This is a genomic window from Leptospira ainazelensis (assembly GCF_016918785.1).
Lineage (GTDB): Bacteria > Spirochaetota > Leptospiria > Leptospirales > Leptospiraceae > Leptospira > Leptospira ainazelensis.
Map to the genome: position 1 here is coordinate 63738 of NZ_JAFFPT010000004.1, position 15550 is coordinate 79287.

Genomic DNA, 15550 nt, shown 5'->3' on the forward strand with positions numbered 1-15550 from the left:
GGAAATGGCCGATAGATTGTTTAGTATGCGCTCCAATCTTAAAACAACCTGGATTCTTTGTCTCTTGCTCCTTTTGAACAAAGATCAGGGCGCATCCGAAATTCCAGAACGGTCAAAATTATTCATAATAGACGCATCCGGTTCGATGAACGAATATCTTGGAATCTATCAAAAGATGCACCTTGCAAAAAAGCACGTTAGTCACTATGTATCGGCGCTTCCGCCTGAAACGGATATAGGTTTTTTAGCGTATGGAAACAGAGTTCCGGGTTGTTCTTCCTCCAGACTTTATCATCCTTTGGAAGCCGGAAATCCGGATACGTTTAAGAATCGTTTGTTCGGTCTGACTCCGGCGGGGGCCACTCCTTTAGCGGAATCGATTCGGATCGCGGGAAACGTAATCGCTCAGAGAAAAAAGGAAACAGAAATCATCTTAGTCACTGACGGCGTGGAAAGTTGTTACGGAGATCCGAAGAAGGAACTCCAGATATTAAAACAAAAAGGAATTCCGTTTAAATTTCACGTTCTCGGTTTGGGTTTAAAGCCCAACGAAGAACAACAAATGAAAATTCTTACCGAAGAGGGGGACGGTATTTACTTCGGCGTCGAAGACGATTCTTCGTTTCACATCGCTTTGGATTCTCTCAAGAATCGTCCTTCTTCCGCTGTCTCCGTCCCGACACCCAAACCTCAAACGGATACGATGGTTTGGTTTGAAAAAATTCATCGAAATCAAGAATCGGACTCAAAGACCGTTTATACGATCGACTTCGGTTTCAAAACGTTAAAAAATCCTAAAAACTGCGTAGTCTTTAATTTGAAACAAGCTCCTATCCGTTCGAATCCAAGTTTAGGTTCGAAAAGAATTTCTTCGCCTGAAAGTTTGATCTTAAGTAAGAGCGAATGTTTTGATCTCAGCGCCGGTCAGGGAAAATTTACGATCGAAATTCCAAAACAAAATTCTTTATACGCCGCCTTGGAACTCTGGGATATGACCGAAGTTCCTTCTCCTCTTGCCGTTTCAAAAGAAGAGGAACTCCGTTAGACGTCACAGGCTCAGATCGAACTCGGAAGGAAAACTTACTTTGTATTTCAGTTTGATCTCTTGTTTCTGGTTCGGTTTGATATCGACCTTCCATTCTAAAATCCCTGAATCTTTTCTTAGCTCGGAATAGTTCGGGGTTGTGGAAGAATCGATCGTGACCTGAACACTCTCCACACCCGAAACCGGAATCGATTCTTGGAACGAAATGGTTCTGGATTCCTTTCCGAAATTTTCAAGTTCCACTCGAATCAATTTTTCAATAACCTTGGTTCCGGATAAAAGTCCCTCTTTGGTCTGATTGGATTCTTTACGATAAATGGCTCGAACCTCGTTTTCCGAGCCGAAAGAAATTTCAGCTTTTTCGCCCGGGCTGATATAACCGAAACTGGAAGTCCCAACCATCCCCGCTTGACGGAAAACCGCAGCTCCTCCGGGAAGAATCGGAAAACCCGATAAATTTTTAAAACTTCCGCGAATGAGCGGATAACGTTTCAGACTCGGGACATAAAGCGCGCTAAAAGCCGCCTCCGTCGTAAAGGAAGCCAGCGATAATTTTTTTGATTCCTTTCGAGAAAGAAGGGTGACCGGTTTTGAGTAACGAAATAGAAATCCGCTTCCGGATTCTTCGCTGCTTCCAGTCGTCGGTTCGGTATTTGCTTCCGGGGTTTCGACCTCGGGAGCCGCACCCGCTTCCCCCGCGGTACTTTGACTTTGAAATGTAATCAGGTTGTCCTTATTTGTTTGGCGTTTCTGATCGTATAATTTCTGACTGGAAAGCCGAGGTCTTCTTCCGCTCACGTCGGGACTGGAAGTAGACAATAAAAGATTGATATTGTTCCAATCTTCTCCGCTCTCTTGAACGATTTCAGCGAGATATTCGAGTTCGATTTTTTCTCTCCCTTCCATACGAACCGAATAAAACGGCTTCCACGAAACTCCTCCGGATTGATAGGTGAGGTTTAACGTAGCTTCTTTTTTTTCGGCGCCGTTATAACTCACTAGAACTTTTGTGATTCGGGCCGCCTTTTCGGAAAGGGAAAGAATTATACTCAGCTTATCCCTCAAATCGGAAAGTTTTTTGCGAAGATCCTTGATCGAACGATTTACTTCCTGGTTTGAATTCAGCGCAATTTGAATCGCCTGCCGATTATTGTTAAGCGACAAAAACCATTTTTTAGATTCCGCCTCGTTCTTTTTGTAAAACAGATTTTTGGAAACCAATTCGGCGATTTTTAATCTTGTATCGGTAAGAATCTTTTTCAGATTTTTTAAGTTTGAATCTTTTCCTTCATAGGCTTCGATTTCTTTTTCCAGAGCGCGAATTCGTTTTTGCAGATCCAAAGCCTCTTCGTTGTGAATGATTGCTCCGGTTTCAATCCAAGTACTCGAACCGACGACCGAAGCGCCCGATGCATCGACGGAAGCTACAAGAGATTCGTCTTGAATTTGAACTGGAAGATTTCGAATGAGAAGTTCGTTCACTCCGGGTTCCAATTGGATTTTTCCGCTCCGTAAAACCCCTGCCGAGGATTCATACAAGGTTACGTCTTGAACTTTCAGTTCGATTTCTCTCGCTTCTAAGGAAAAACTCCGTAGAATGATTCCGAATAAAAGAACAGCCCAAAATCGCGAAATAGTAAAATAGAATCTATTTTGTTTTAAAGAGGACAACATTCTTAATTGTAAACGTTTCATTTCAATATCCTCCCAATCCAGGGGTTCTGATCAGACGATTTTCGGCGGGGTGGCTTACGGAATATTCAAATTCTATAATCTTTTTTCCGCCGGCCGGCAACTCGATCTTGTAAGTTAAAATTCCCTCCACATTTTTTTCAGGAATATCTTTTCCGGGTTCGAACTTGATGTCGACGCTATCGTCGACCGTATACGGAATTCGATCGATCAACGTAATCATACTCGTTCTTTTTTTGCGATTTTTAACTTCGATACTAACCTTGTATTTGATTTTTGTTCTTGAAGAGATCACACCTTCTTTTTGTTCGAAAGAAGTTTCTCTTCGATTTACAAGAATATCCCGATCCTGGCCGAGTTCCATTCGAATCGCTTCTCCCGGTTTACTGACGCTCAGGATCGTGTTGCCAAGAAGTGTGTTTCCCGAAAAGACCTCCATTGGTCCAGCGAGCAAAGGCTCTCCTTCCGAATTCGAGGCTTCTACGGTCAGATACGCTCCCGGACCGGCGATAGGAGAAGTCGCATAACCCGGTACAAGCGAAAGAGATTTCTTTTTTAAAAATACCTTATTCAGAGATCGATCGGAAGGAATCGTCTCCTGAATTCCCGAAGAGTATTGATAATCAAAACCTTCTAACGGCGAAGGTGGGATCAATCCACCGGGAATCTTTTGCGATGAAAGAATCAGACTTCCTTTACGAAGTAAATCCTCTGTGTAAGTTTCGATCGAATTCAATTCCTTTCGCGAAAAATCGGATAACTTGGAGAATTTCTTTAGAGCTTCTTGTCCGTAATAATTCGCTTGATCATACTGACCGTTCTTAAAGTTGTATTGCTGATTCGCTAAATCGGTCTTTAACTGATTGAGATTGTCTTCGGTTCTCAGAGAGTTCGCTCGATTGGAATAATTTTGTTCGATGATCTGACGAGATTGTTCCATCGGAGCAGGAACCGGTTTTCCAGAACTTTTTTCCTGAGCATAACCGTCCGCTTTGGAATTCGAAGGCATACGTTTGTTTCTTTTTTTGGATTCTTCTTTTTTCTCTTTTACAATCCCTCCGCTCATAGGAGGAGAATCCTGATTTGGGTAAATCGCTTCTTCGTCTTGTTGTTTGATCTCTTCCGTTGTCGATTGAGTTTGGATTCTCCATTCGCGGACGACCGGAAGATCGATGTCGAGATCAGGATTCGAAGCCGTAAAAAATAATTTTACCTTATCCCAATCTTCTCCGGTGTCATTTCTAACCAAGGCAAACCAACTGAGATCTCCGCTTCTCGATTCGTCGGTCAGCTGCAAAGAATATCTCGGAAACCAACTCGCGCCCGGAATCAGATATTTATATTCGATCAAAGCTTCCGTGTCTTCAGCCGTTTCCGTTTCGAGATAGAGTTCTTTTCTCTGTTTTGCTTCGAGTCTTCCTAAGTGATCGAGACGAGCGTCTACAACAAGTCCTTCTTCCCGAACTTGATCCAGGGATTCTAATTTTTTTTGTCTGAGCGAGGAAAGTTGATTGAGATGTTCTTGATATTGTTTTTGAAACGCAGCTAAGAATTCAGGATCTGCAACTTCCTCTTGGAGAGCGTGATCTCCTCTTAAAACCGGAGAAATTCTTACTATAGTTTTTTCTTCGTCGATTAATTCTTGAATTTCCGAACTTAACAATTCGATCTGATCATTGATCGTTTCCTGCCTTTTGAGAAGAGAGGCGATCTCTTTTGTCCGAGCTCTTCTTTCAACTTTGATCTTCCCTCGAATTCCGCGTATCTTTACTTTACGTGAAGAATCCGGAAAACGAACCGAAATCGTTCTTTCAGAAACCTGATACGGAATTTCTCCGAGATAAATCTCCGAACTACCCGCCTTAATCTTTGCACGAAGATTTCTCGTAACGTAGCCGAAACTCGAATACAAGACTACGGATTGAATCCGGGAAGGATCCGGCTTTTCGGAGGATACGGCAAGCCGCTCACCGGAAGGCCGTTCCGATTCTTCGCCGTTCTCATCCTGTCCCTGCGTCGAGGTCGTCAGGATAAGAAAAATAAGGAGTAAATTAAGAAATAATTTATTGTTAGTCCGTAACTGCGGAAGGGATTTTTGCATACGGTTTTCTCCAGGAAACCAGAGTTTCTTCTCCACGAAAAGAAACTCCGATCATCAGCTTGGGTCAACCGTTTTCCCTTTGGTTTCGGATCTCGAGTTTCAGAATGTGCTTTGTGGGTGAGATTTTTGACCTTCCACGCTGAAGAATCGTTTCTGACTGATTAAAAAACTACCCAATACCGCCAAAGAAACGATCGATCCAATCTGAAGAATTCTCGGCAAAGCCAAGATCCATTCATGACTCAGGACCATCCCGAGTTTTTCAACGCCTGTAAAATCCATCGGAAATAGGAAAGAAATTGCGACGATCGAACCCATTCTTACGATCTCGGAGATCATACCGCTGGTTTTGGTTTCAAAAATCGCGCTGATATTCCAAAACGTCCAAAGAACATAAAATCCCAGAACCAACATCTCAAAAAGAGGAAGTTCCTTTTTAAATTCTATATAGATCATCGAAGCTCCGATTCCAAACGCAAACTGAACCGCGGAATAGGTCATCAGAGTCGCTGGAATTTCAGTATTAAACTTTTTGTAAGTTTTTTTGTCGATTTCAGGCGGCGAAATAAATTTACCTATGTCCGCAGGCATCCAACCGGGAGGTTTAAACCAAATTAGAATCTTATCTTTCCAACTTTTTGTCTTCCATGAAATTTTCGCCAAGTCTTCGAAATGGTGAATTTGAGCATGAATCGGGCTCCACGTTTGAAGAGGTTTTACGATTCCATAAATCGGCTCGTCTTCTTCTTCTATATATGTTCCGAACATTCTATCCCAAATACAAAAGGTCCCCGCATAGTTTTTATCGATATATTTCGGGTTTCTGGCGTGGTGAACTCGGTGCTGAGAAGGTGTATTAAAAATATATTCGAAAATTCCAAGCTTTCCGATCAATCGAGTGTGGATCCAAAATTGATAAGCGAAATTCACTTGAATACAGATCACAAACATCAACGGTGAAAATCCTATGATCGCGAGAGGAAGATAGAACGGCAGGGAAAAAAGGTTTTGAAACATCCCTTGTCTCAAAGCAACCGTATAATTATAATCCTCGCTTTGGTGATGAGCGACGTGCGAAGCCCAGAAAATATTGATTTCGTGTCCGAGTCGATGATACCAGTAATAGCAAAAATCAGCTAACACATAGCATACGATCCAACCTAAGACGGATGTTTCTGAGATTCTAAAAATTCCAAAATTCTTATACACCCAGGCGTAAAAAGAAAGTAAGGCTACGGTAACAAAAACCGTAAAAACCTGCATATAGATCCCGGCGGTAAGATTGCTTACGGAATCCTTAAATCGATAGACCGGCTTTTTGATCGCATATCCTGTAATCAGTTCAACGACGAGTAGAACGAAAAAAACGGGTGTAATCAATTCGATAAGATTTTTTTCCATTGTCGGTTCGCTTCCTATTCTCTTCTTATAAAAGGATCCGCTTAATCGATATGAGGCGATTGTAAAACAGACCTTCTTTCAAAATTGACTTTGTAACGAACGCTCTGTCAACAAAAAAGGGAATCAAAGGAAATATAGAGCGCTCAATTAAAATAACATCCGTTCTAAATAGGTCTCAGATTTTAGAACTTTTGACCACCTAAGTATTGTTTAAAAGAAAATCGTCATCGAAACGCCGACCGTCCAAATGTATCCTCCGTAGGAATAATTCGGATTTCGTTCCGTTGGAGTGTATTTGTTTACTTCATTTGCTTTTAACTGGTGATTTTCGATCACGATATCAAAGATAAGAGGTTTTCTTAGGCGATTCATAAATTTAAAAGTAGTTGGACTGAATACATAAGAAAACCCTAAACTATAAATATTACGATCCGAATCCATCCAATTATTTGTTCCCGGCATAGAAGGAAGAGGCGTCGGTTTTGTCGCGAATCCAAGTCGCGCTTTTAGGAATTTAAAAAGAGCGTATTCCGCACCGATCCGAAAGTTCGTTGTATCGTGAAGATATAATGGTTCCGAATATTTTTCTTTGATTCTAGACAGCTTGAATTGGCTCCAAATTTCCCGATTCACATCGAAACTTAACACCAAACGGCTGTTAGGTCGAAATCCTAGACCGTAAGAGAATACTCTCGGATTAAATCCGTCCAAAATCGCAAGATCAAAGTCCAACTGAATTCCCAAAAGAGTTGTTTGCGCTCTCGCCGGAACCGGATCCACCTGCATCATGGTTTCCCTTTTGTAAGAGGCGCCTAAACTGAATTTGCCGTAGGAAAATTGCAGGCCATAGGTCGGATTGATAAGAGGTTTAACGGTAAGAATTACCTGTGAATTCGCAGTGACCGGATCGGGAGAAATTGGAACGTCCTTCATTAAAATGCTTCCGGTTCCGCCCGCAAGCGCCGTAAAACCGACTCCTGCAAATAGACGATCCTTCCAAATCTCAAGTCCGAGACCGCCCATGATGGTAGGTCTTTCATTGCTGACACCCTGTTGCAGATAACGTGGGACCGTAGGGTTTTGATCGTTGAGCGTAAGAAGATTTCCGCTTCCCGGAACGATTGCATTGATTCCAAAACGAAAACCTCTGCTCATATCGAACATATCGTTCAAGTTTAGGGTTAGACCCAAACCTACAAAACTATCGCGGATCTTGTCTAAATTTTGATTTCGAGGCGCGGTTGTATGTGAAGTCGGATTCGCATACATATATTGAAAGGAAACTTCGTGTATACTTCTTTCAGGACGGTTTGCGGGTTTATATTTAAAAACGTCTTTTGTAAAACCTTCTTTCGTATCGGCCCAGTATCTTTTGTACCAAGGACCGACTACTGCCGGCGCCGGTTGCTGATTTGCCGGATCATTCGGATCTACGTTAGGCGGAATTGCAGGAGGGGTGTCTTTTTTTTCCGGATTGGGATTTTCCGGATTATTGGTCCTAGCTTCTTTTTCGATCGCAGCAAGAATTAAATCGCCTTCCGAAAGTCTTCCTAAACCGGCGGGATTGTAAAAGACTGCGGACGAATTGTTCACAATCGAAGTAACCGCGCTCCCCATCCCTGCCGCCGCGGGGTGCGCACCGTAAATATCGCCGTAACTTCCCGCGTAAAGACTCTCTCGAAAGCCGAGGCCTATCAATAAAGTTATCCCTATCGTTCTTTTTAACTTAAAAATTTTCAATTTCGCCTACCCTCTTTCCAACCGAATCGATGAAGGAAAGATACTCTCTAACTTCTACGAGCTACTGATATTATTATTAAATATCAGTTATTTTTAAAAAGTTCGGATTATTTTATAAAGGAAGGGCGAAAAAGTCGAGAAAAATATCTAAAAAATTAGAGCGTACGCTACAAGAACCAGTTTATGTTCCTTTTTCAGAAGAGGATTTCACTGATTTTGAGCTTTTAGGGAATGTATTTTCGAAATATATCTTCATAAGATCCGCAAAACGTAAATATCCTATAAAATGCTCCTGATCTATAATCGCAATTTTATCCAAATCCTGATCTATCAAAAGCCTCAGAAGACTTGCCAGAGAATCTTCGGGGTTTCCAAAGGGGGCCGATGAATCCGTTACATCTCCGACGGTAATAAGATTTCCCGCGACATTCCTCGATTCCAGAGTGTGCCTTACTTTTCGAAGGGAAAGAATTCCTAAATATCGATCTTCTTTATCTAAAACAACGTAATCGCTCGCTTGGATTTTTAGAGCTTCCTCTTCCAACTCGGAAAGCAGAAAATGATCTCTTGTCACTGCCAGAGTCCTCAGACGATTCTTCCACGTTTTTACCTGAATCTCTTCCAGGAAGTCTCGGTTCATATCCCAAAAATGTGCGGGCGATTGAAATCGAGTTTCCTTTTGTGCCTTGTATAAACTCAATTTATGACTTAATACAAAAGTCAAAATCGATACGACCATCAATGGAGGGAGAAGGGTATAACTTCCTATCATCTCGCAGATCATGATCATACCCGCGATCGGCGCGCTTGCGACTCCCGCGTAGAAAGCGCCCATTCCAACCAAAATAAAAGAAGTCACGGAAAGATCGGGATACATTAGAACTTTCGCAAGCGTTCCCACTCCTCCTCCTAACATACCGCCGATAAAAAGGGAAGGTCCGAACATTCCGGCCGAACCTCCGGTGCCTATCGTAAACGAAGTTGTAAGAATTTTCATTCCCGCTAATATAAAAAACAAGACGACGAGCCAAAGACCGGTTCCTTGATAAACGGAAGAAAACAAGCCTTGAGTTCCGATCGGGTCCTTTCCGTCCAAGGCTACTTGTAGAATCCCCGCACCGGTTCCGATAGTTTCCGGTAAAAATAATCCAACGGTTCCCACAAAAAGACCGCCTAATGCCGGTTTGATGATAGGGGAAATTTTGAGAGCGCCGGAAAACGTTTGAACCTTTCTAAAAATTCTTATAAAGATATCGCCGCATAAAAAACAAAGAACGCCCAATCCTAAATAAAAAATAAGATCGGTATAACGAAAGAATTCGTTATCGGCGACTCGATAGACGGTTCTAAAACCGTTGAGGCTCGAGTAAACCAAATACGCAGAGACGGAAGAAATGATACAAGGAATCAAAGAATCACTTTCAATATCCTCTCTGTAAATCATCTCCACCGATGTCAGAGCTCCTCCTAAGGGAGCGTGAAAGATAGCGCCTAAACCGCCGGCAGTTCCCGCTAGGAGTAACGTACGCCTTGCTCTCGCCCCCGCTTTCAAAAGTGTTGCAAGTAAGGATCCAAATCCAGCTCCGATTTGAGAGATGGGACCTTCCTTTCCTCCACTTCCACCGCTTGCAAGGGTAAAAACCGTGGCCACAGATTTGATAAGCGACACGACCGGATTCATCTTTCCTTCTTGATTGTGAAAGGAATCGATCATTGCATCCGACCCGGTTCCGCCGGATTCCGGTGAAAAACGATTCACAATCCAACCGGTCAATAGTCCGCCGAAGATGGGTAACAAAAAAACTAACCATGGACGGTATTCATCTGAAAAAGGAATTCCCCAGTTCACTGTGTCTTTCGGTTCGATAAGAAATTCTCCGGAGGCGTGTGGGAGAGCTAAACCGGCCGCGCGGTCCAAGAATAAATATTCGGATACGGCGAGAATTCTTGAAAAAAGATATGCCCCCAATCCGGATACAATTCCGGTAAGGATACAATAAAAGTATAAAGATCTTCTTCCACTGATTCTAAATAAGGGTTGTTTTGCTTTTTTCATTTTCGTTGCCGAATACGATCGGCCCCGTTAATACGAAGACCGACCCTTTGAAAAAGAAATTCTCTAACTTCAATATTTAAAAGAATAAGACAATTCGAACAGACGATTGTGAGTCGTGGTATCTTCCATCGCACCCGTCGCACGATACAATCGAGGAATGGCAACTGCGGCGATAAAAATTCCGCTGTATTTTGCATCGAAGATATTTCCGCTCGGGCCGGGTTTGTTGAGAAGATTGTCGACAGCGCTCTTTTTATCGTTATTGCTCATTACGAAATAGTAAGCGAGTCCGCCTATCAGTAGATCGGTAAGTAGATAAAAGGAAGACCTGGAAAACGCGTCCCCCGAAGTATAAACGGGCGACTTACGAGCGTTATACATTACTGAAAATGCGGGTGAAACCAAATTTAATCCCTGGGAGATGAGATGAGATTTTTTTTCCAATTTTTCGAAACGCTCTTCACCCGCTGGAGACGCTCCCGTTACAGAGCCGATTCCGTTGGCATCCTTTCTTTGTAATTCTTCCTGAAAATAATTTCGAAACGCTTTTTCCATTCCGGCCTTAGGCGCTTCGATTCGCATGATACTTACGTTATCGCGCTTCGCAAATTCTCCCAAATAAACGTTAAACGCATATCTTGAATACCATGGATTTGTATAATGGTATTTAAAACCTTTTGTCTTTTTACTGAGTTTAACGGAACCTTCCGCAAATTTACTCAAAGCCGTAAAAACTCTCATATTATTGTCCTCGATCTTTCCTTCGATCTCGATGACTTCGGAAGCGAACGTAGGAATCGCGGCAAAAAAGAATAAGATAGAAAGAAAATAAAAACGATTCACTGAATATCTCCCCCTTTGATAAAGGCGATCAATAACATGATGGAATTATAACTAACGTGTGCGGAGATCGAGTACCAGATATTTCCGGTTCTTAGATAAAAAAGTCCGAAGAACATTCCGACGAAACTCAGTAAGATAGGAACGCTAATCGAAGATTGCCCGCTATAATGGACCAGCCCGAATACGACGGAGGTAAATAATAAACCAGGCATCTCCAAACCTTTCGCCTGAAATTGTTTGAGGCAAAATCCTCTAAAGAAAATTTCCTCCACAATTCCCGTAATCAATCCCACGCTGTATAAGGACCAGAGCAACAAGGACCGGTTCCCTTTCATCTCTCGGAAAAGAACTTCTTGAAATTCATTCGGTGTTTGTTTCCCAAAAATTTTGGTAAGAAAGAATCCGAATACTATGACAAAAAGAAAAACTAAAGCTCCGAGTCCGGCGCCTGTAAACATCGTCTTTAGAGTAAACGGATCGCCCAGGTTGGAGTATTCCGCTTTGAAAAAACGAACTAAAATAAAATATGCAGGAAGTATAAAACATAAGGCCCAGATCAATCTGTCCACAATCAGAAGCCAAGGTTTTTCCTTTACCATCACTTCGATATAACGTTGATAGATCTGTTTAGTATCAGTCTGAATTTCCTTTTGAAATTTCTCAGTGGTTTCCTTATAAATCTCTGCCCGCGTCTCCGCGTCCAAATAAGGGAAATCACTTGGTAATTCTTTGGAAATCAACACCGTGAGTACGATCGAAGTGGCGATCAACGGAAGGAGCACGTAAGTCCCGAGGATTAAAACAAGAAGCTGCTGAAATGCGATAAATACCGGTTCAAACGGTTTATTTTTCGGGTTACCGGTAGTTTCTAAGGATTCCATTGGATCGGGAGTCTCGGTTACAAGCATTTCTGTCTCTTTTTTTGCGTCATTGTTTTTTTAGAATCAGCCGATTCTACAAGTATAAGACCATGATACGATCTCTCAAGTATCCAATCGGAATGATAACCGTGATCCTCGCGGTTATTTTTTTCGAGAATCCGATTCACTCCCGTCAAAAATCGGAGCTTCTTCGAAATCTTGACTATAATAACCAGTCCATCAAACGCCTTCGAGAGGACGTGAAGAACAATCTTAGAATCTCGGTTTCCAATTTAGAAAGATCGGAACTGACGTCTCTTGAATTCTATCGATATGTCGTGAAGAAAGAAGATAATTTCTTCAAGATCATGGCGCGAACAGGAATGGATATAGACACGCTTTCTTCGGTAAATAGCCTTTCTTCACCGTATGACATTTATCCCGGCATGGAACTGACGATTCCGAATATGCGAGGAATCTACGATTTGGATGAAAAGGAAAACTCCGCGTCGGTTCAGAGAAAACTTTCAAAAAAATACAACCTCGCCGAGAAGTTTGTGAATTACGATGAAAGTAAAGGAATGTGGTTTATTCCCGGAAAAGGACTTCCGAAAGAAGAGAGGTCTTTTTTTTACGGAATGGCTTTTTTCCGCCCGCTCGGAGACGAGGGAATTATATCTTCCAGATTTGGAAAAAGAAAAGACCCGTTTACAAGAAAGGAAACCTTTCACGGAGGAATGGACATCGCCGCGGACGAAGGCACTCCCGTTTTCGCTTCGGCGGACGGAGAAGTTTCATTCTCCGATAAAAAAGGCGGTTACGGCAATTTAATCGTTTTGAATCATCGACTCGGCTATGAAACGTTATACGGTCATTTGAGTTCCATCACAGTACGTCCGGGAGAAAAAGTCCGAAAGGGTCAAAAGATCGGGGAAGTAGGTCAAACGGGAAGAGCTACCGGAAATCATCTGCACTTTGAAGTGAGAAGATTCAACCAAAGACAAAGACCCGTTTTCAGAGATCATGCTTAAAAAAATCACTCTATTCCTATTCGTCTTAATTCTAACCTCCCTTACTTTCCTAGGCATTTTATTCTTTCGCCCCGGAAAGATCTCCACGGAAAGTTATCTTCCCGATTCTCCTTTTGATACGGAAAAGAACAACCATCTTCTGGAAGCGGAGTGGATTCATAAGGACGTTTTAGAACAGCCTTACGGAATCGCAGTGGATAGTTCGGGTTTTATTTATACCGGCACTAAAGACAAAAAAATAATCCGAATTCGGACAAACGAAAAGGTGGAAGTTTTTGCGACGTTAGATGGAAGACCTTTAGGAATGAGTTTCGATCGCCAAGGAAATCTTTTACTCTGCGTGGAAGAAGTGGGAATCGTTTCCATTTCTAAGGACGGATCCCAAAAAATTCTTATCTCAAAACTCCCGGATGGAAGTCCTTTACGTTTTCCTCATGCGATCGAAGTTGCCCGAGACGGGAGAATCTACTTCACCGTTTCCAGCAAAGCCCATTCTTTCAAAGACTCTTTTTTGGAGGAATTGGCCTCGCTTCCGAACGGGATGATTCTTACGGCGGATAAGAATCTAATCTCATTAGAAATATTGAATGAAGAATTGTACTACCCGACCGGAATCGCCTTGTCCGCGAATGAGAGTTTTCTCTTAGTTACCGAACCTTTTCGTCACAGGGTCTCATCGGTTCCGCTTTTCGGACCCAAGCGGGGAATCGAAAAATTCTTCCTTACAAACATGCCGGGAATTCCCGGTCTGATATCGAGTAACGCCGGATCGTTTTGGATCGGGGTTCCGTATTATCGAAATGAAATTTTAGATAAAACGCAAGAATACCCCGAGATCAAAAATCTTTTGGCGGGACTTCCGAGAATTTTTTATGCGAGAAATTCGCCGAGGGGGTTTGTGATCGCGATGAATGAATTCGGAGACATTACCGCAAACTATCAGGATTTTTCCGGAACTTCGATTCACGGAATCACTGCGGTTCTAAATCACGCAGGAAATATTTATTTGGTTTCTTCGACTCAGGGAAAAATCGCAAAGATGAAACCCGTCGTCGAAGAAATTCGTTTTTTCTAATATTCTTACATCGATCCTAAAACTTCTCTAAATCTTTCAAGAGGGAAGCGGTTTACGAAATCGCCGAATTTTTCGCCGGGAGTTCCTTCCTCTTTCCAAAGAATAAAAGCCTTTTCGAGTTGAGCCGGGATATCGGAAAAAGGCACCTTCTTTGCGACGTATTCTCCCACTTTGGTTCCTTCAGAGTCGGCTCCGAAAAATAAGGAATACTTTCCACCGGCTTGTTGACCAACGATTCCGACTTCAGCGGAATAAGGTCTGGCACAGCCGTTCGGACATCCGGTCATTCTGACGACGGGAGCACGATCGCTCAGTCCGTGTTTTTCCAAAACTTTTTGAATTCCGTTTAACAGCTCTGGAAAGGTTCTCTCCGATTCCGTAAGCGCAAGACTGCAAGTCGGAAGCGCAGGACAAGCAAGAGCTCGATCGAAAAGAGGATGCGGACTTTTCGGACTTACATTTAATTCTTCTAATCTTTTTTCGATCTTCGTTTGATCTGCTTTTTGAACTCCGATCAAAATCAAGTCTTGATCCGCGGTAATTTGAACGCCGAGTTTATAGTTTCCGATAATTTCTTTCAGAGCGGATTTCAGAGGTTTCCCGGGAAAGTCTTTGATTCTTCCTGCGAGCGTATGAAAACCGAGAGAAAGAGTTCCGTCTTCTCTTTCCGTCCATCCCAAATAGGAAGGAGTTTCCCATGCAGGAAGTGTTTTGTTTTGATCAAACTGAATTTTAGAACGGGATTCGACTTCACCTCTAAACCATTCCACACCTTTGTCCGCGAGAACGTATTTTAAACGGGCGTGTTTACGATTGGTTCGATCTCCGAAATCTCTATGTGCAGTGACGATCGCCTCAGCAACGGCGACTAACGCGTTTTCAGGAATCCATCCCAAAAGGCTCGCAGCACGAGCGAAAGTTTCCGGTTTGTTATGAGTCATTCCGAAACCGCCGCCGGCAAAAACAAAATAACCTTCGATCTTACTTCCGTCGGCGTTCAAAGTCGCCGCGAATCCCATGTCGTTCGCGTAAATATCGACGGTGTTGTTTCCCGCGAGCGTAACCGCGATTTTGAATTTTCGAGGAAGGTAGGTCTTTCCGTAGATCGGATCTTCTTCGTCTTTATTGATCTGTTTATCGCCTAACCATACTTCTGCGTAAGCGTTTGTCTTAAATTTAAAATGATCGGATAAAAGCTGAGCGACTCCGTCCAAAAGTTGAAGACTTTTTTTTCCGTGCGGGTTAACCGCCTGAGTTACGTTTCTGACGACGTCCCCGCAAGCTCCCATACTGGAAAGATTGATCTTGTTGATCTCTTGCATCACGTCGCGGAGATGAAAAATTCTCAGAGTATGAAGTTGAACCGATTGTCTCGTCGTTAGACGAATCGCTCCTCCGCCGAATTTGTCTCCAAGCGCGTCCCAGACCAAATACTGTTCCGCCGTCAATCTTCCGCCGGGAATTCTTCCGCGAATCATAAAGCTTGTAGGAACTTCGATATCGTTTCCGTTTTCGTCTTTTTTACGATCTCTGTCTTTTTGTTGATAGAGTCCGTGAAACTTCAGTAATTGTTTTTCATCTTCTTCATAAGAATCGATGTTCTGATCGATACCCTCGGCGATTTTTCCTCTCAGATTATTCGAGTTCAGTTTAATTTCTTCAACCGGGGATAGTTCTTTTGTTTCTGACATGATTTAGATTTTTCC

Annotated in this window: 11 protein-coding genes; 3 read left to right on the forward strand and 8 right to left on the reverse strand. The window is 42.7% G+C overall.

The window, feature by feature from the left end; all coding sequences use genetic code 11:
* Window positions 1–4: 4 nt before the first annotated feature.
* On the forward strand, window positions 5–1045 hold the full coding sequence (locus tag JWG44_RS00790; RefSeq protein WP_232371410.1) for a vWA domain-containing protein: 1041 nt from the start codon (window positions 5–7) through the stop codon (window positions 1043–1045).
* A 3-nt stretch (window positions 1046–1048) separates the two neighbouring features.
* On the opposite strand, the gene JWG44_RS00795 is transcribed toward JWG44_RS00790, so the two are convergent.
* The 7 genes from JWG44_RS00795 to JWG44_RS00825 form a co-directional block, all read right to left on the reverse strand.
* Entirely contained in the window at window positions 1049–2719 is a 1671-nt protein-coding gene (locus JWG44_RS00795) for a mucoidy inhibitor MuiA family protein (RefSeq protein WP_408611856.1), read from the reverse strand.
* 22 nt (window positions 2720–2741) lie between these two features.
* Window positions 2742–4838, reverse strand: a complete 2097-nt coding sequence (locus tag JWG44_RS00800; protein ID WP_205273065.1) for a DUF4139 domain-containing protein — start codon at window positions 4836–4838, stop codon at window positions 2742–2744.
* 99 nt (window positions 4839–4937) lie between these two features.
* The gene (locus JWG44_RS00805) at window positions 4938–6239 is read right to left on the reverse strand and encodes a sterol desaturase family protein (RefSeq protein ID WP_205273066.1); all 1302 of its coding nucleotides are present in this window, start codon (window positions 6237–6239) and stop codon (window positions 4938–4940) included.
* Window positions 6240–6449: 210 nt separating this feature from the next.
* Window positions 6450–7937 carry an OmpP1/FadL family transporter gene (locus tag JWG44_RS00810; protein ID WP_232371411.1) on the reverse strand — a complete coding sequence of 496 codons (1488 nt, stop codon included), beginning with the start codon at window positions 7935–7937 and terminating at the stop codon, window positions 6450–6452.
* Between the two features lie 223 nt (window positions 7938–8160).
* Complete coding sequence (locus JWG44_RS00815) at window positions 8161–10035, reverse strand: chloride channel protein (RefSeq protein ID WP_205273068.1); 1875 nt, start codon at window positions 10033–10035, stop codon at window positions 8161–8163.
* 69 nt (window positions 10036–10104) lie between these two features.
* The gene (locus tag JWG44_RS00820; RefSeq protein WP_332460760.1) at window positions 10105–10878 is read right to left on the reverse strand and encodes a hypothetical protein; all 774 of its coding nucleotides are present in this window, start codon (window positions 10876–10878) and stop codon (window positions 10105–10107) included.
* Complete coding sequence (locus JWG44_RS00825) at window positions 10875–11786, reverse strand: CPBP family intramembrane glutamic endopeptidase (RefSeq protein WP_205273069.1); 912 nt, start codon at window positions 11784–11786, stop codon at window positions 10875–10877. Before JWG44_RS00825 ends, JWG44_RS00820 begins: the two co-directional genes overlap by 4 nt.
* A 62-nt stretch (window positions 11787–11848) precedes the next feature.
* Here JWG44_RS00825 and JWG44_RS00830 point away from each other — a divergent pair, with 62 nt between their 5' ends.
* Together JWG44_RS00830 and JWG44_RS00835 are read left to right on the forward strand one after the other, a co-directional pair.
* Window positions 11849–12769, forward strand: coding sequence for a LysM peptidoglycan-binding domain-containing M23 family metallopeptidase (locus tag JWG44_RS00830; protein WP_205273070.1), 921 nt, complete (start codon window positions 11849–11851; stop codon window positions 12767–12769).
* Window positions 12762–13844, forward strand: coding sequence for an SMP-30/gluconolactonase/LRE family protein (locus JWG44_RS00835; RefSeq protein WP_205273071.1), 1083 nt, complete (start codon window positions 12762–12764; stop codon window positions 13842–13844). The genes JWG44_RS00830 and JWG44_RS00835 overlap by 8 nt, the downstream gene beginning before the upstream one ends.
* A gap of 5 nt (window positions 13845–13849) precedes the next feature.
* Here JWG44_RS00835 and JWG44_RS00840 read toward each other — a convergent pair whose 3' ends face one another.
* Window positions 13850–15535, reverse strand: coding sequence for an NADPH-dependent assimilatory sulfite reductase hemoprotein subunit (locus tag JWG44_RS00840; protein ID WP_205273072.1), 1686 nt, complete (start codon window positions 15533–15535; stop codon window positions 13850–13852).
* Window positions 15536–15550 lie beyond the last annotated feature (15 nt).